The sequence below is a fragment of the Enterococcus sp. AZ196 genome (genome assembly GCF_050498845.1).
Lineage (GTDB): Bacteria > Bacillota > Bacilli > Lactobacillales > Enterococcaceae > Enterococcus_A > Enterococcus_A murrayae.
Window position 1 is genome coordinate 2,127,711 of sequence record NZ_JBIPAM010000001.1, and the last position, 16,461, is coordinate 2,144,171.

General features: G+C 37.8%; 19 protein-coding genes, 2 pseudogenes and 1 other annotated feature. Of the genes and pseudogenes, 10 read left to right on the forward strand and 11 right to left on the reverse strand.

Going from position 1 to position 16,461, the window contains the following annotated elements:
• Positions 1-8: 8 nt before the first annotated feature.
• Positions 9-803 (forward strand): IS21-like element helper ATPase IstB, encoded by a 795-nt coding sequence (gene istB, locus IGI67_RS10125; protein ID WP_429957634.1) that lies wholly within the window; start codon positions 9-11, stop codon positions 801-803.
• 21 nt (positions 804-824) lie between these two features.
• Here the strand turns inward: istB (IGI67_RS10125) and IGI67_RS10130 are convergent, their stop codons facing one another.
• Positions 825-1,682 (reverse strand): transposase, encoded by an 858-nt coding sequence (locus tag IGI67_RS10130; protein ID WP_429958632.1) that lies wholly within the window; start codon positions 1,680-1,682, stop codon positions 825-827.
• The gene (locus IGI67_RS10135) at positions 1,673-2,110 is read right to left on the reverse strand and encodes a transposase family protein (protein ID WP_429957635.1); all 438 of its coding nucleotides are present in this window, start codon (positions 2,108-2,110) and stop codon (positions 1,673-1,675) included. The genes IGI67_RS10130 and IGI67_RS10135 overlap by 10 nt, the downstream gene beginning before the upstream one ends.
• Before the next feature lie 168 nt (positions 2,111-2,278).
• On the opposite strand from IGI67_RS10135, the gene istA (IGI67_RS10140) reads away from it, so the two are divergent.
• The 5 genes and pseudogenes from istA (IGI67_RS10140) to IGI67_RS10160 all read left to right on the forward strand — a co-directional run bounded on the left by istA (IGI67_RS10140) (position 2,279) and on the right by IGI67_RS10160 (position 6,570).
• A complete protein-coding gene (gene istA / locus IGI67_RS10140) occupies positions 2,279-3,733 on the forward strand; it encodes an IS21 family transposase (protein ID WP_429957636.1) in 1,455 nt (484 codons plus the stop codon).
• Entirely contained in the window at positions 3,730-4,053 is a 324-nt protein-coding gene (locus tag IGI67_RS10145; protein WP_429957637.1) for an ATP-binding protein, read from the forward strand. The genes istA (IGI67_RS10140) and IGI67_RS10145 overlap by 4 nt, the downstream gene beginning before the upstream one ends.
• 82 nt (positions 4,054-4,135) lie before the next feature.
• A pseudogene (gene istA / locus IGI67_RS10150) lies at positions 4,136-5,415 on the forward strand (IS21 family transposase).
• A 127-nt stretch (positions 5,416-5,542) separates the two neighbouring features.
• Positions 5,543-6,163, forward strand: a complete 621-nt coding sequence (gene istB, locus IGI67_RS10155) for an IS21-like element helper ATPase IstB (RefSeq protein ID WP_429958633.1) — start codon at positions 5,543-5,545, stop codon at positions 6,161-6,163.
• A 98-nt stretch (positions 6,164-6,261) separates the two neighbouring features.
• The gene (locus tag IGI67_RS10160) at positions 6,262-6,570 is read left to right on the forward strand and encodes an ATP-binding protein (RefSeq protein ID WP_429958634.1); all 309 of its coding nucleotides are present in this window, start codon (positions 6,262-6,264) and stop codon (positions 6,568-6,570) included.
• On the opposite strand, the pseudogene IGI67_RS10165 reads toward IGI67_RS10160, so the two are convergent.
• The 4 genes and pseudogenes from IGI67_RS10165 to IGI67_RS10180 form a co-directional block, all read right to left on the reverse strand.
• A pseudogene (locus IGI67_RS10165) lies at positions 6,535-6,930 on the reverse strand (IS66 family transposase); the annotation flags it as partial. The gene IGI67_RS10160 and the pseudogene IGI67_RS10165 sit on opposite strands and share 36 nt — an antisense overlap.
• Positions 6,931-7,254: 324 nt before the next feature.
• On the reverse strand, positions 7,255-7,455 hold the full coding sequence (locus tag IGI67_RS10170; protein WP_429957638.1) for a hypothetical protein: 201 nt from the start codon (positions 7,453-7,455) through the stop codon (positions 7,255-7,257).
• A complete protein-coding gene (locus IGI67_RS10175; RefSeq protein WP_429958635.1) occupies positions 7,431-7,577 on the reverse strand; it encodes a hypothetical protein in 147 nt (48 codons plus the stop codon). The genes IGI67_RS10170 and IGI67_RS10175 overlap by 25 nt, the downstream gene beginning before the upstream one ends.
• A 913-nt stretch (positions 7,578-8,490) precedes the next feature.
• The gene (locus IGI67_RS10180) at positions 8,491-8,751 is read right to left on the reverse strand and encodes a DNA-binding protein (protein ID WP_429957639.1); all 261 of its coding nucleotides are present in this window, start codon (positions 8,749-8,751) and stop codon (positions 8,491-8,493) included.
• A gap of 195 nt (positions 8,752-8,946) precedes the next feature.
• Between IGI67_RS10180 and IGI67_RS10185 the strand changes: the two genes are divergently transcribed.
• Positions 8,947-9,468 carry a helix-turn-helix domain-containing protein gene (locus IGI67_RS10185; RefSeq protein WP_429957640.1) on the forward strand — a complete coding sequence of 174 codons (522 nt, stop codon included), beginning with the start codon at positions 8,947-8,949 and terminating at the stop codon, positions 9,466-9,468.
• Positions 9,469-9,515: 47 nt separating this feature from the next.
• Positions 9,516-10,724: a tyrosine-type recombinase/integrase gene (locus IGI67_RS10190; protein WP_429957641.1), complete on the forward strand. Its 1,209-nt coding sequence runs from the start codon at positions 9,516-9,518 to the stop codon at positions 10,722-10,724.
• 41 nt (positions 10,725-10,765) lie between these two features.
• On the opposite strand, the gene rplT is transcribed toward IGI67_RS10190, so the two are convergent.
• The 3 genes from rplT to infC all read right to left on the reverse strand — a co-directional run bounded on the left by rplT (position 10,766) and on the right by infC (position 11,982).
• Positions 10,766-11,122 (reverse strand): 50S ribosomal protein L20, encoded by a 357-nt coding sequence (gene rplT / locus IGI67_RS10195; protein ID WP_429957642.1) that lies wholly within the window; start codon positions 11,120-11,122, stop codon positions 10,766-10,768.
• A 61-nt stretch (positions 11,123-11,183) separates the two neighbouring features.
• Positions 11,184-11,384, reverse strand: a complete 201-nt coding sequence (rpmI, locus tag IGI67_RS10200) for a 50S ribosomal protein L35 (protein WP_010747119.1) — start codon at positions 11,382-11,384, stop codon at positions 11,184-11,186.
• A gap of 73 nt (positions 11,385-11,457) precedes the next feature.
• Positions 11,458-11,982, reverse strand: coding sequence for a translation initiation factor IF-3 (gene infC / locus IGI67_RS10205; RefSeq protein ID WP_207110783.1), 525 nt, complete (start codon positions 11,980-11,982; stop codon positions 11,458-11,460).
• A gap of 29 nt (positions 11,983-12,011) precedes the next feature.
• Positions 12,012-12,141, reverse strand: a sequence feature (ribosomal protein L20 leader region).
• A gap of 134 nt (positions 12,142-12,275) precedes the next feature.
• On the opposite strand from infC, the gene IGI67_RS10210 reads away from it, so the two are divergent.
• A complete protein-coding gene (locus tag IGI67_RS10210) occupies positions 12,276-13,310 on the forward strand; it encodes an FUSC family protein (RefSeq protein ID WP_429957643.1) in 1,035 nt (344 codons plus the stop codon).
• A 191-nt stretch (positions 13,311-13,501) separates the two neighbouring features.
• Positions 13,502-14,311: a Cof-type HAD-IIB family hydrolase gene (locus tag IGI67_RS10215; protein WP_429957644.1), complete on the forward strand. Its 810-nt coding sequence runs from the start codon at positions 13,502-13,504 to the stop codon at positions 14,309-14,311.
• 89 nt (positions 14,312-14,400) lie between these two features.
• On the opposite strand, the gene IGI67_RS10220 is transcribed toward IGI67_RS10215, so the two are convergent.
• A complete protein-coding gene (locus tag IGI67_RS10220) occupies positions 14,401-15,306 on the reverse strand; it encodes a magnesium transporter CorA family protein (RefSeq protein WP_429957645.1) in 906 nt (301 codons plus the stop codon).
• A 151-nt stretch (positions 15,307-15,457) separates the two neighbouring features.
• Positions 15,458-16,114 carry a deoxynucleoside kinase gene (locus tag IGI67_RS10225; RefSeq protein ID WP_207107554.1) on the reverse strand — a complete coding sequence of 219 codons (657 nt, stop codon included), beginning with the start codon at positions 16,112-16,114 and terminating at the stop codon, positions 15,458-15,460.
• Positions 16,115-16,461: the final 347 nt, after the last annotated feature.

Consider the following 16,461-nt stretch of genomic DNA (forward strand, 5'->3'; position numbering starts at 1 on the left):
GAGGCACCATGTCACAATACCAAGAGTTACTAGAGAATCTAACAACGTTAAAGCTAGATCAAATCAAAGAATATCTCCCTCGCTTTTTAGAATCTGAAAGAACAAAAGAACTATCCACAATCGATATTCTTTATTCATTAACGGAACGGGAATTAGCGTTTAGAAAACAACGGGCAGAAAAAATGAATATCAAAACGTCCCACTTTCCCTATGAAAAACGAATGTCCGATTTTGACTTTGATTATCAGCCAAGTGTGAACAAACGGCAACTGTTGGACTTATCCAGTCTGCATTTTATGGAACGACAAGAGAACATTTTATTTATCGGTAGCAGCGGTGTTGGAAAAACACATTTAGCAACGGCAATCGGTATGGAAGCTTGTCGTCAACGAATCAGCACCTATTTTATTACGTGTAATGAACTGATTCAGCGATTGACCAAAGCCTATCAAGAAAACCGGCACGAAGCATTAATAAAAAATTACTGCCGATATAAACTGCTCATTATCGACGAAATTGGTTATTTACCGATTTCAGAGGTTGGCGCAAATCTCTTTTTTCAGTTAATCACAAGGAGATATGAAACGAAATCGACGATTATTACAACCAATATCCCATTATCAAAATGGGGAGCAGTATTCTCAGACCCAACATTAGCAAATGCCATATTGGACCGATTGGTCCACCACTCCCAACTAATAAAGATTACCGGGAGGTCTTATCGAATGAAAGACTATTTGCTTGATAAGGATGTCCTTCAGGCAACTACAGATGAGAAAAGCAAGAGAATCGGTAAAAACTAGCATATTCTCACCGGCAAAAAATTACATTTGAAAATCGGGATTGACAGCTGACTCGGAACCTGTGTATCCCTGCCCCTTAATAGCATGAAAGATGCTTCTGGCAGTGTAGCCTTCCTGGTAAAGTTGATTAATTTCCTTTTTAAACCGCTTAGTTTTGTCTCTTGGCCTTTCTCTTTTCTGAATCAGGGTCTCATCATCCAGACTGATTTCAACATATTTTTTAATGGTCCTGCGATTGAGACTGAAAATCTCACTTAATCGTCTCATACTTATGCCGTTGGCATATTGCCTTTTAACTTGTTTTATTAATTTTCGCTTTTGATCGCGACGTTCTATTTGTTGCTTTTCCATTTTCGTCATGAACAGCTTATTTAGTTCTTTGTTAGAGAGTGAAAGATATTTCTCTACTGTTCGATTGTCCATTCTGAGTTCTTTACCTATCTGGTTAATTGAATAATTCTCTGACTGAAATAATTTTTTTGCCATGAATATTTTTTCTTTTAATGACAAATAAGGCTTTAATCCATTCACATTTTCCGGGACAACAACAGGAATGTTACTTGGGAGTACTTGCTTAAGAAATTTTTTTAGGTATTCAGAAAAATTCTTTATTATGTGAAAACGGTCGCTTATCTGTACGGCAGTTGGATGGCTTTCTGCAATTGCATTCTTAAAAGTACGAGAACCATCTCGACAGACAATTTCCAAGTTAGGAAAAGTTTCTAACCACCTTTTAACATCATCAAAATCTCGGGAGGGAATAAGATCGACGATCTTATGAGATTCTAAGTCAACCATGATCGTTCCGTAAGTGTGTCTCCTTTTGATCGCAAAGTCATCGATACAAACTTTGGTAAACTTATCTTTGTTTATTCGAATTTCTTTTTTTTAATCATTCGGCAGATCGTACTTTTACTGATATCTATTTTTTCCTTTTTTAACTGTTTAGATGCATTCTTCGAACTAATTTCTAGGGACAGGGATAGAATTTTATCCTCTAATCGTATTGTTTTACGTGCATGATTTTTAGCAAACAACAATGGAAAAGTGAAAGTAGTATAGCGGCAATTTTCATTTTCACAAAAGAATTTCTGAATAGTGAGAACAATAACAGTCTCGTATATTGAGACAGGAAGGTCTCTAAACGTTCTTTTGTAAGTAGAGTGGACTCGAGAACTCCCCATTTTGCAGTAAGGGCAACTAGCTTGAGTTCTTTCAAGTTTTCCGTAAATCATTAGTTTGTTCTCAATAATTTTATGATTAAGATAGATAATTTCTGAATCCAGAGATTTAATGATTTGTTCCATAGTATTCTCCCAGTTTTCGTCTAATGTAACACAATTCAACTAGAGTGGGAAAGAACCTTGAAAGTGCACCACTTACTTTAGGTCGGATGGTTGAAAACTACACCACTAATAACTCACAATAAGTAAAGAATCAATATACTTATTGGAGGTCTTGGAGTGATAACTTTTATGGATAAATTAACAATCATTCGTCTGCTAGAAGGTGGCCGTTCTCAACGTTCTGTTGCAAAAGAATTAGGTCTCAATCGAAAAACGGTTGGCCGTTACTGGCGGCAATATCAAGCAGCACAAAGAGTATTGGAACAAGATCCTGCCAATCCGATAAAAAAGGAGCAGTTAACAGCTCCACCGACTTATCAAACAAACAATAGGCAGCCTAGAAAATATACGCCTGAAATCGACCAACGGGTCGAAGAAATACTCGCATTTGATCAATTAAAAGCGAAGCAACTGGGGCCTCATAAACAACGATTGACAACTGTAGCTATTCACGAAATGTTGGTATCAGAAGGTTTTGATATCGGACAGAGTACATTACGCCCGTATATTCGAGAAAAGCTCCGGGCTAAAAAGGAAGCTTATATCAAGCAACTTTATCCGTTGGGATATCGAACCGAGTTTGATTTTGGCGAAGTAAAATGTCTGATCAACCAACAAAAGAGAACATTGACACTCGCAGTATTCTCTTGTCCAGCTTCTGGTTATCGCTGGGGAAAGCTCTATGAATCTGCCAATCAACAGGTTTTCTTGGATGCCCATATTTGTTTCTTTGAACAACTTCAAGGCGTTTACTCTACAGTTGTTTATGACAATATGCGAAACGTAGTGAAACGCTTTGTCGGCCGGCACGAGAAGGAACTCAATGACGAGTTAGTGAAAATGGCTCTTTATTATCGCTTTGAACCAGTGGTGACCAATCCCTTCAGTGGCCATAAAAAAGGTCATGTAGGGAAAAGTGTACAGGTCTTACGGCGAAAAGCGTTCACAAAACAGTATGAGTTTGAATCAATCGGACATGCCCAAAGACATTTAGACCAAGCCTTACTTGAATTAAACGTCGAGTCAACGATCGCAGTGGAGCAGGATCAATTACAGCTATTACGAGGATTTTATGACTACGGTATTACCACGAAACAAACAGTAGACAAGTATAGTTTCGTCCATGTGAATGGCAACTATTACTCAGTTCCAGATTATTTGGTTGGACAGAAAGTAATCGTGAAACGTTATCTCAACGAGCTGAAAATCGTTGGATCCAGTCAAATTATCGCGACACACTCTATTCAGGAGGGAGAAAAGCAGTACTCGATCGATATTCGTCATTATTTAACGACTTTTTTACGAAAACCTAAGTCGTTGGAACACTCACTTGTTTTGAAGAAGACGCCGAAGCTTCGACGCTGTTTTCTTCAGTATTATCAAAAAACACCACGCAGATTTCTTCAATTTATTGAAAATCATTTAAGTATCTCTTTGGATCAATTGATCATTCAATTAGAAGAAGAAGCGTTTAAAGACCATAAGGTCTTTAAAACACCGCCTAGTCGAGCGGTAAACGAAGCGAGAAACCAGTTACAGGAATATAATGTGATCCACCAAGTGAGAAAGGCGGCCAATAAATGATCGAAGCATATGCCAAACAATTAAAACTACCCTATCTGAAGAAAAACTATTCAACGTTACTTCAACAAGCAATTGATCTGGATCAAAGCTTCGAGGAATTTCTTACACAGCTGCTTATGTTAGAGATTGAGCAGAGACAAAATAATCGGATCCAAACACTGATTCGCCAATCAAAATTGTCAAGTAAAGTGACGTTTGATGATTACATGGATAGCCATTTAGAAGTAAAAATGAAGAAACAAATCAAAGAGCTGAAAACGTTACGATTTATTGATCAAAAAGAGAATCTGATTTTAATGGGTAATCCTGGTTACAAATGAGAAAATGAAGATGTCCTAAATCGCGAGAATAAGGATGTACATATTTAAGAAAATTCCTCATACTCTTTTTGAGGTGATCGTTATGGAATTTGAAATGAATATTGATACTACTTTTGAGGTAAAGTCACTTAGTGACTTACCACGTTTAGGAGAAGTGATGAAAGAGTTGAAACTCAAAATTAACAAAAGTAAATTAGCAAGAGATCTTGGGAAAGATCGACGTACCGTTGAAAAATATCTTAATGGGTTTATTCCAAAAACAAAAAGAGATAAACCATCAAAGATTGATCCTTATTATGAAGTAATTGCATCCTTGCTTTCTGAGGAATGCCCACAAGAATTCTATTATATGCGGGTTTTATGGCAATATTTGACAGATAATCATGGATTGGTTTGTGAAAGCTCGACCTTCAGGAAATATATCAATAATATTGAAGAGTTTCGATCCTACTTTAAAGATGGCAAACGTCTAAGTACTCCGGGGACACCAAGATTTGAAACGATTCCAGGAAAACAGGCGCAGCTTGATTGGAAAGAGAGTATACGATATCAAACAGTTGATGGCGAACTTATCGATGTTAATGTCGCAGTCCTAGTCCTCTCTAATTCAAGATTTAGAACCTTTCAACTAACTCTTTCGAAAACTCAGGATGTTCTATTCTCTTTTTTGACAAATACATTTGAAAAATTAGGAGGCGTCCCTGAAGAAATAGTAACTGATAACATGAAATCTGTTATGGATGATGCTCGAACAGAAAATTATTCCGGAAAGATCAATATAAAGTTCGCTCAGTTCGCACAGGATTTCGGATTTAAAGTGAAACCTTGTATTTCAGCTAGGCCTCGTACAAAAGGAAAAGTTGAATCCCAGATGAAGCTACTTGACGAAATTCATGCATACCAAGAAAATTCACTATTATTGAGCTAGCAAAATATGTCGAGGAACTCTGCAATCGTGTTAATAGACAAATCCATCAAGGAACGGGGAAAATACCATTGATTGAATTTGAAAAAGAAAAGAGCCATCTGACAACCCTACCAGCAAGTAGTATCAGAGACTCTTACAAAATTACACACAAAACTGTCAAAGTAAATGCTTCAAATATGATTAGTTACAAATCCAGTCAATATTCTGTTCCATCAGGATATTATGGAAAAAAAGTATCTATTCAAATTATTGACAATCAGTTATGGGTTTATTTTAACATGAAAATTATCGCTCAACACGTCATTTCCTCAAGAAAATTGAATTATCGTTCAAGTCATTATAGAGAAGCCCTTGAGGGCTCCACGAATAAGTTCTTAGATATTGATGAATTGGCGAGACAAAATTTACAAATAATTGGGGAGGTCTTTGAATAATGGGTGAATCAGCATACAATCACGTAGAAGCCAATTTGGATTATTTGAGATTACGGCAGATGTCCCTTCATTTGAGCGATATATCAAAAAAAGTGTAACAAACGATTTAACGTTTATAGAGGCTCTTCTGGAGCTAACTCAAAAAGAGGTAGATATAAAAGAAATTAGTGCTGCTAATTCAATGATATTAACAGCGAATTTTCCGCATAATAAACGAATCGATGATTTCGATTTTAACTTTCAAACATCCGTAAATCAGTCCCAAATTGAGGAACTCATAGGTCATCAATTTATTGACCGCCTGGAAAACGTCGTTTTCCTTGGACCTAGCGGCGTAGGGAAAACGCATCTAGCGACTTCTATTGGGATTGAGAGTGCTAGAAAGCGAATTAGCACCTATTTTGTAAAATGTCATGATTTAATACAAAATTTAAAGAAGGCAAGAAATGAAAGCCGACTAGAATCACGACTCAAATTTTATTCAAGTAAAAAACTGCTAATCATCGATGAAATAGGCTATTTGCCAATTTCGGTGGATGACGCTAAATTATTTTTCCAGCTAATTGATAGAAGATATGAAAAGAAAAGTACCCTTCTAACAACAAATATGCCCTTCAAGGATTGGGGAGAGGTTTTCTTAGATCCCAAAATTGCGAACGCTATTTTAGACAGAGTATTGCATCACGCTCATGTGGTCCAGATAACCGGAAACTCCTATAGAATTAAGGATTACCTTGAGGAGATTTAGGCGTATTTTTGTACATGTCAATTTTCGCGAAAATTGACATCTTTATATTGACATTTATACCTGGTGTTGGAAAAACACATTTAGCAACTGTTCTCGGAATGGAAGCTTGTCTGGCTGGAAAAAGTGTCCTCTTTACGAATATCCCTAACTTGGTCATCGAACTAAAAGAATCCATGAGTGCGAACCAGCTGAATTTTTATAAGCGTCGGTTTGGTAAATACGACTTGGTTATTCTGGACGAATTAGGTTATGTTTCATTTGACCAAATAGGAAGCGAAATACTGTTTAATCTTCTCTCGAATCGGACGAATGCCGGCTCTATGATTATTACGACGAACATGTGCCCAGCAGTAAACATTCTTGATGCCAGACATTTTTCCATAAGCTGCGTAGGCATCACTATGTAGATAGCCAGTAAAGTGTGTAAGAAAATTCTGAGGGATTTCATGTTTGCGCGATAATTCATGTTGGTAAAGAACAATGGGATAGCTTTCTGCTTTTCCTGAAGTATACAGCCAATAATAGGTCGTGGCTTTTGGAACGTCTAAGACATTGTAGTGCGTCTCATCCACATGAATGTCTTAGACGTTCTGTAAGGTTTCTTTTAATAGTTGATACAGTGGCGACAAGACATAGTCTGTCGCCAGAAGATACCAATGTGAAATTTTCTGGCGATCCAATGGAAAGCCAAAGGTTTTCCATTCGTTCTCTTGACGATAGGCAGGCACTTTCTTGACATACTTTTCAACGATTGTCTGAGCCACCATTGTGGAACTTCCAAAAATGTTATTGATTAGTAGTTTTGGGACGCTGACTTTCTTAATTGGTGTCGTTCCATTGTCTTTTTCACATGTGCAACACTTGTACGCATGTTGATGAAACAATTTTTTTTCAATGTGAGCAGGAATAAATAAAGGTCCTTCACGAACGACGGTGGAGCCAATTTCAGTTATGTGAGTACCGCAGGCATCACAAAGACAGTCTTCGCTCTCCAAATAATAGTGAAGATGGTTTGCGGGTAAGTGGGAAAGCGACAAGGCTTTTTTCCCTTTTGTCTTTTTCCGTCTAAAACTTTTTACCTCAATCAATTCCTAGCTTTCCTGACCAGCCTGCTCTGGTTCCTTAAAAGAATCTGTATCAAAGAGATTTGTTTGTCCATCAATCGATGGCATATCTTCTTTCTTTCGCCAATACATCTGGCGCTGCAGCGCAAATAGCTGTCCTTGAAGATACTGATTTTGTTCAAGGACGAGTTCAAATTGTTCCGTTAATTCTTGATTATTCTTTTCCATTGATTCAAAGTGGTTTCGTCTAAACGCTTACGGAAATTGAGCATTAATGTCGCGTTAAAAAGACGTTCATATTGATAAGTCGGCACTCCGCCAAAAAATTGTAGACACGGATTTTCTTGAATCTGAAGTACCGTTTCCTTATCACTGTAGCCGTACTCTTTTTTGGGTGATTAAAACGCCCAATGCTGTGCGCAACGATTTTGTGACATCTCCCTTCTTATCCCAAATTTTTTTTGCATACTCCTTTTCCAACTCTGATCAAGGAATCCGTTTCGCTTTTTTGACCCAGCAATTTTCGGGATTCATTTTCAAACCGAAAAGTTGGTTGAAATCTTCAAAAGCCTCCAAAAGGAATAGAAGTTCATGGTTTTCAGTGCTATATCTAAAAAATACCTACATTAAGTTTAATAGATAGTAGTGGGCAATACTGGTAGATCAATATTTTATAAGTAATCGGTAGATATTGTAAAACACTCAAAAATGCATCACAGTTGGAAATAGTGAATTTCAATTAACCAGAACCCATTTTAATTGATCTAATCATAAATTAATTTTCAATCCATAATTGGTTGACAAAATCGCACTTTTTCAGTTTGAGTGTGCGCCTAAGAAAAAAGGCTTAGTACCAAGCTTTATTCCCTCTTTTTTCTTCGATTTTTGTCTTCACTACCCCCCTGTTAGAATACGGGGGTCATGGCTTGTCGAGCTGCCCTCGACAAGCCTATTTTTTTGCATTTGTTGCTTGAAACTGACCCAAAACCGTACTCTTTCTCAACGTTGTAACGTCTATGCTTGAGTCTTAGTCGAGGAGACCTCGACTGAGACTCTGCATTCACCGCTGGGCGCGTTAGCGCCCAGCTCTCACAAGGAGACCTTGTTCGCTCTGCACATGGACGAACAACTTTGGAAAGCGTTTCAACCCAGCAACAAATAAAAAAATAGTTTCGTTTGTGCTGCCAGATTAAACACGTGATTATTCAGTTGCCCACTCTAGCCATCTTTCACTGCCCTTTTGTTCAATGCGTCCCACACAAATTATTTTTGATAGCCTAATAACCATTTTCGAACAGCGCTCTTGCTATAAAGAACCATTCCTGAGTCTAAACGAATTTCTGGACACCCGTGAATCACCCACTCTTTTAATGTGTTGACACTGACATCAAAATATTGTGCACAGTACTTCTGTTTTACTATGTCATGCTCCTCTCTTGCGTTTTCCAACGCTTCTTTGGTCAACGCATAAACACGACTGTAGGTCTCTTTCTCCCAGCTCAACAATGTCTCTTCGATCGTCATACAATCCCTCCATATTTAGTTTTCAAAGACCACTTAAACATTCGTTATGTAAACTTTCTTAATTCCAGTTCCATCCTATACCCATTTTTATAATATGTCAATAAGTTTTTTTATTTTTATTATATAAACTTTTTAGTTTATTTATATTGAATTCACAGTTTATGAGAGTATACTAAAGTCAAAGAGGTGAAGAGAATGATTGAAAACTTTGGTAGAAATATTGCCAGATTAAGAAAAGAACAACATCTTTCCCAAGAAGAATTAGCGGATCGAATCGGTCTTCAGAAACAAACAATCTCCAATATTGAACGGGGAATACGCTACCCAACGTTTGAAACGCTAGAGAAATTAAGAAAGGTGTTGAATGCGGGACCAATAGAACTTTTTGGAACAGAAGAAGAAGTCGCATTAGAAGAGACTACAAAAGTCTTAGAGCGGATCGATGAAAATGAAGATAAGATTGAACGGATGGTGAGGTTTTCAAAAGCCTTCAACGAACAATATGTCCACGAAATCAATGAGGTCTATGAGAAGGCAGAAGCTATTCAACGATTATTTACAAAACAGCCAAAACTTGATGAAGAGGGCTTTCCGATTACAACAAAAGATGACGAAATCATTTGGGAACCCGCCTTCTTCGATACCCTCCCGTTTGATCAATTAGACGAGGTCATAAACAAAATAGACTATATTAAAAAGAATCAAGATTTACTGTAATTTTCTTTCTTATGTGCCCCACGCTATATACCGAGAGGAAAATTGAAATGTCAACAATAAAAAAATATAAGAAAAAAAATGGATCTACTGCTTATATGTTTAAAAAATACCTGGGAATAGATCCTTTGACTGGTAAACAGATAGAAACGACAAGACGTGGCTTCTCATCAATACGGCAAGCAAGAACAGCATATGCCCGATTAAGCATCACAGATACAGAAAATATATCGAAAAGTTCTTCCAAAAATCGTACTTATAAAGAACTTTTTGAAGAATGGTTTGTATTAATCTACAAGAACAGAGTTAAAGAAAGTACCTATTGGAATACACATCTTGTATTTGAAAAACATATACTACCTGAAATCGGTAATTATCGAATACAAAATATCAGTGTAACTAACTGTCAAAAGCATGCAAATAAATGGGCAAATCTTTCTCCAAATCGCTACTATCGCTTTATTAATTATGCCAGTATGATTTTTAAATATGCGATTTCTATTGATGAAATATCATCTAATCCTATGGAAAATATTGTTATGCCTGTGCCACAGGATAATATAAAAGAGTTTGAGCGATTAAACTTCTACAATAGGAATGAATTGCTACAATTCCTTAATATACTAAAACTGGAGTTTCCATTAAAAAGATACGTTTTCTTTTCTTTACTCGCATATACAGGCATGCGGAAAGGTGAAGCACTTGCTCTAACTTGGTCTGATATTGATATGAAGAACAGAGCTTTAACAATTAGTAAAACTCTAGCTGTTGGGAAAAATGGAAAATTACTAATTCAAAAGCCAAAAACAAAAGCTAGCAATAGAAAGATTAGCCTCGATATTGATACAGTCAAATTATTAAATATTTGGGAAGTCGAACAAAGGAATGAAAATCGTAAACTGAACTACAGTTTAAATGATAAGAAACAACTGGTGTTTTCTAATGAAAGTAACAACAGTTTGATGAATCCCAGAGCTCCTCAAACATGGCTGGCTACTCTTTATAAACATCATAAAGATTTGCAGAAAATTACTCCACATGGTTTTAGACACACCCATGCCTCGTTACTATTTGATGCAGGTGCAACAATGAAACAAGTACAATCTCGTCTAGGTCATAGTAATATTAAAACTACAATGAATGTATATACTCATGTTACTGAAGAATCAAGAGAAGAGACGGCATTAATCTTTAATGATTATATGAAAAATGGAAAAAGTCTGGGTCAATCTCTGGGTCAAAAGAAAAACCCCGCTTAACAAAGCGGGGAACCATCATTATATCAGTATTAATTTAATCTTTACTTGATTGCATCTTTTGCTTGGTCAGCTAGTGCAGTGAAAGCAGCTGCATCGTTAACTGCTAAGTCAGCTAACATTTTGCGGTTGATTTCGATACCGGCAACTTTAAGACCGTGCATTAATTTTGAGTAGCTCAAGCCGTTCATACGTGCTGCAGCGTTGATACGTGCAATCCACAATTTGCGGAAGTCGCGTTTCTTTTGACGACGATCGCGGTATGCGTAGTTGTATGAATTCATTACTTGTTCTTTAGCTGTTTTAAATAGAGTGTGTTTAGAACCGTAGTAACCTTTAGCTAGTTTTAGTGTCTTTTTACGACGTTTACGAGTTACAGTTCCACCTTTAACACGTGCCATGTTTAATTCCTCCTAATAAATAAATCATTGAATTTTTTAAGTTGTAAAGCGGGTTGCGCAATTATTTCATGCGTGCCAATTGTTGGCGGATACGTTTGTAATCGCCTTTTGATACCATAGACGCTTTACGTAATTGACGACGTTGTTTTTTCGTTTTTCCGTGGAAACGGTGACTTGTGAACGCGCGGAAACGTTTCAAACCGCCTTTACCAGTGCGTTTTACGCGTTTTGCTAAACCGCGATGTGTTTTTTGTTTTGGCATGACTAAATTTCCTCCTACTTTTCATTTCGCATACTCTTTAACTAGAGTCAAAGAAGCATTCTCAAAATTATTGCTAGTCTTTCTTCTCTTTCGGTGCAAGCACTAAGAACATGCTACGTCCGTCCATCTTCGCTTTTTGTTCCACTGTTGCGATATCATCAGTTTCTTCAGCTAAGCGATTAAGAACTTTCTGACCAATTTCTTTGTGGGTAATGGCACGGCCCTTGAAACGGATCGAAGCTTTCACTTTGTCACCTTTTTCTAGGAATTTACGTGCGTTACGAAGTTTTGTATTAAAGTCGTTCAAGTCGATCGTTGGACTAAGCCGAACTTCTTTAATGTTGATCACTTTTTGCTTCTTGCGCGCTTCACGTTCTTTTTTCTGTAATTCGAAGCGGTATTTTCCATAGTCCATAATACGTGCTACAGGTGGTTTGGCACCAGGAGCTACTAGGACTACATCAAGGTTTGCTTGTTCAGCAATCTTTAAGGCTTCTACTTTCGATTTAACACCTAGTTGTTCGCCGTCTTGTCCGATCAAACGTACTTCACGTGCACGAATGCCGTCGTTAACCATCATATCCTTTGCTATGGTCATTCACCTCCAAATTTTTTGAGAGAAAAAAAAGCGAATAAAAAAAACGAGTTCTTTACGAACCCGCACGTAGTTCGACTCATCCTAAAAGATCAGTCATTAACTATCTAGCCCAGCGAGATGTTCGCGTAAGGCGAGAAGCGGGTGCTTCTGCTTTCATTTCTCAACTTTAACAGTATACAAGCTATTCTATAAAATGTCAACTTATTATTTCCCTTTTCTGATTGTTTTCAGAAACTTTCTATTGAACTTCCTTTAGTTTGTATGCTAACGTATAAGATGAAGGAAGTGATACTATGGAACATTCTTTTTTCAAAGAATTGATTCATTACAATAAACCAAAGGAGTCACCGTTACGCTTAATCGGTGCCGGCCTTTGTATGATCAGTGTTTTATTCACCGGCTACTTATCCCACCAGCTAGCTATTTCTAGTTTCGGTTCTTTAGGCATTTTCACCTTTCTCTATTATCAAAGACTCCCGTTAAAACAATTAATGGTACGCCTGTCTGTCGTCGGCAGTTTTTTGACCGCGGCAAACTTTCTCGGTATGCTTTCGACCCATGCCGCTTGGACTGCACCGATCGTGGTTGCTGTTGTCGGTTTTATAGGAAGATTCTTTTTCCGACTATATGGAATTGCTAAACCAGGTCCTTTCTTTATCGTTATGGTTACAGCCATGGGCGCGAGCACAAAGATTTCCCTTGCGAAAATCCCAATGATGAGCGGCTATTTTTTCATTGGTGTTCTTTTCTCTTTAGCGGTCGCTTTCGCAGTCCATTTTGTAGAAACTGAGCCTTTGCCTGAAAAAAATACAGAAAAAACACTGAAATCGCGAATCGATCATGATCCCGCTGTGGTCATTGATAGTCTTCTATACAGTGGGATTCTTTTTTTTGCTGTCTATCTCAGCATCGGCTTGCAGCTAAAAAATCCCTATTGGCTAGTTGTCTCATGCGCCTCTATTTTACAAGGAGATAATCTTCGAGCTATGGCCCATCGCAATATCCAACGAATTTTCGGTACAATCGTAGGTCTCATCATTGCAGCCGGTCTGCTGAATTTGCCGCTATCCATTTTTGAAACATTGCTGCTGATCACAGCATTATTTGTGACAGTCGAATATTTTGTGAAACGCAATTATGCAATCGCACAATTTTTTACCACCCCAATGGCATTGATGCTCTCGATGCTCGTTAGACAACAATATCTTTACTCACTGATTCAATTCCGTTTTCTGGGGATCGTAATCGGCAGCTTACTAGGGCTTCTAGCTGGGTGGCTTATGAGTACTAGTCTGACGTTTTATACTCGTAAATTTCATTCAAACTAACTAGGATGTTCAAGAAAGGCTTCACAAACTAGCTTATTGCTCAAAAGCTAGTTCGTGAAGCCGGACATGGATATGCTGCAAAGTGATTTATTCCTGTGAAAATTTTATGCTTTCTTTATAGTTCAGAAAACCGAGTGGCGCCACTCGGTTTTTGCTATAATGAGGACATGAAAACTGAAGGAGGCACTTCTATGTACCGTTTGATTGCTTGCGACTTGGATGAAACCTTGTTAGACAAAGCTCGTCATGTTTCAAAAAGGACGCAAGAAACCATAAAAATGGCCGAAGCTAAAGGGGGCGTTTTTGCTCCAGCAACAGGCCGCGGCTTCTATTCGATCAAGCAAACCTTGGAAGAATTAGAGGCAGCAAATAAAGCAAACCATTATATGATCGGGTTTAACGGCGGAGTGGTCGTTGAAAATCAGGGGCCTGCGATCATCAAAGATTTCCCTATGCCCTTTGAGATTTTGAAACGCTTATTTGAATTTGGTTCAAATTATGATGTAGCGATCCACCTATATACATTTGACCAGACCTATGTTTATCATAGCAATCCAGAGGAAGACGCGTATTTAACAACGATCCCCCATGAAAAACGCTTCGAGGACGATCTTCGTTTTCTAGAGGATCAAGTCTGCTACAAAGCCCTATTCCAAAATTTGGACCGCGGGTATTTAGAAAAATTGGAGCAAGAAATGCCTGCTGACCTCCACGATCTATTGGAAATCAGCTACTCGTCTAACCGTTACATTGAGTTCAATCCTAAAGGAGTCAATAAAGGGGCCGCTTTGCAGACCTTGGCCGATCATCTGAATATTCCTATGAATGAAACGATCGCTATCGGTGACAACACCAATGATTTAGCGATGATCCATGCAGCAGAATTAGGTATCGCTGTAGCGAATGCTGTTCCTTCGGTCAAAGAAGCGGCACAGCACACGACGATCGCAGATCACGAACAAAGTGCCATAGCTGAAGTCATCGAAACCTTTATTCTATAAACAAAGCCGACCGCTCCTGTCTCTATCAAAACCGATAGAAACAGGAGCGGTCGTTTTTAATTTATTAAGTATTTTTCGGCTCAGCCTCTTTATCGTATTCTGCGCCATAAAATTAAGATTAACCAGATAGATAATCCCAGACTAATAATCAAGGTTATGAGCCAACCAACTTCGGAATGAGTAAATGGCAAGGGCATATTCATCCCGAAAAAACCCGTTACGATCGTTGGGATCGTCAATAATAATGACCAGATCGTTAAGATTTTCATTGTATCATTCAGATTATTATTCAATAAATTATTGTAGGTACCGGATAACTGATCCAAAATCTCACTGGACAATTTTGTCATCTCTACAGCCTGCTTAGCCTCGATCAAGGCATCATCCAGTTCTTCTTTTTCCTTGTCAGTAAAGCTGGAGAAAATCGTTTGCGCTTTTATTTGCTCCAGTAAAACTGCATTTTGCTTAGTACCAGTCACTAAATAGACCAAGCCAATCTCTAAATCCGAAAGTGCCAATAAATTCTTATTCGTCGTTTTTTCCCGCAGCCTTTTGTTCAATTGGATTCGTTGACTATCGACTTCCTCTACCAAAGGAAAATAATAATCAGAAACCAAAAATAGTGTGTGAAACAACAAGCTCGCAGTACTTTGATTTGGTTCACTGGATAAAATGTTCTCAATCACATTCTCAACATAAGAGGTCCGCTCATTCACAAAAGAAAAAAAGTAATGATCCTTCAAAATAAAGGCCATCGGACTCGTTTCATAATGATTGTCTTTCTTCAAAAGATTCGGCACATTAAAAATCAAGAGCAGGGCTTTTTCCATCGGATCATATTCTACCCGTGCTCGTTCATTATCATCAAGCGCATACGTCAGCATCTCGTCACTGATCGCGAAGCTAGCTCTCAACTGCTTTATCTCATGGGGTTGGGTAGTATCTACATTGATCCACGAACACATTTCTTGATTAAATGTTTGTCTGCTGTCCATCAGAAACCTCCTGGTGCTAATTCAGTCTAATCCCAGTCCAGTATAACAAAAACTTTCGAGCTATATTATTCCAAACACCAGATACAAATCCTTTTGGCAATTATTCCTAAAAATAATAAAAAAAGCACGCAAAAATTTGCATGCTCAGCAATTACTCAACAGGAACACCTTGGACTTCGAGAATCTTTTCATCGATCATCCGAATAACTTCATCACGTGCTTCCGCATCATCCACAAAGTTCAACCGATCACCGTCGATTTGAATCTTAGGACTCTCATTGTACTCTTCATACCATTGATCATAGCGACTGTTTAATTCTTTATAATAATCATATAAGGTTGGATCAAATTCTAATTGTTCATATTCACGTCCGCGTTTTTGAATCCGCTCCATCATTGTTTTAAAAGAAACACGGATGTGGACTAACAAATCAGGATGCTTTTTGTGAGCGGCATAAGGCAGCTCTTGCATCATGTTCGCCAATAATTCATCATAGACCTTCACTTCAGTCTCAGTTGCTCGACCAAGATCAGCATTCAAATGGAACAATAAGGAGTCCTCATAGATTGAACGATCCAAGACATTATTGTCATCCTGCATCGCTTTTTTGATACTGTCAAAACGTTTATTTAAGAAATAAATCTGCAATAAAAAAGCATATTGCTCTGGATCAGCATAAAACAGCGGCAATACCTCATTATCATCGATTGATTCGTAAAAAGCCTGACTACCTAAATGTTCTGACAACATTGCCGTCAAACTTGATTTTCCTGCTCCAATGGTTCCTGCTAATACGATCACGCTCATAAACCCCCAACTCGCTTCATACAAAATATAGTGCGTATTTTTCAACTTATCTAATATACCCCCAATATCTTGTACCGTCAAACGAAATACTTCTAGAATAAGTCCTTTTTTTCTTCTAAGGAATGTTTAAAAAATCGTTGATTTTCAAAAACTTTTCAGTCGTTTCGTTTACTTGTCGTCATTCTCTGAGTAAAATGAGAAAGAGACTTAGATGAATAGTTGCTATTAAGTAAAAAAATCAGCCCCTGTTTATTCAGGTGGAATACCAAAAACGTATTGCTTTCGCTAGAAAAACAATTGCTTTAGAATCATTATTAGACAGCAATGAACCGCGCGTTAGTAATCAC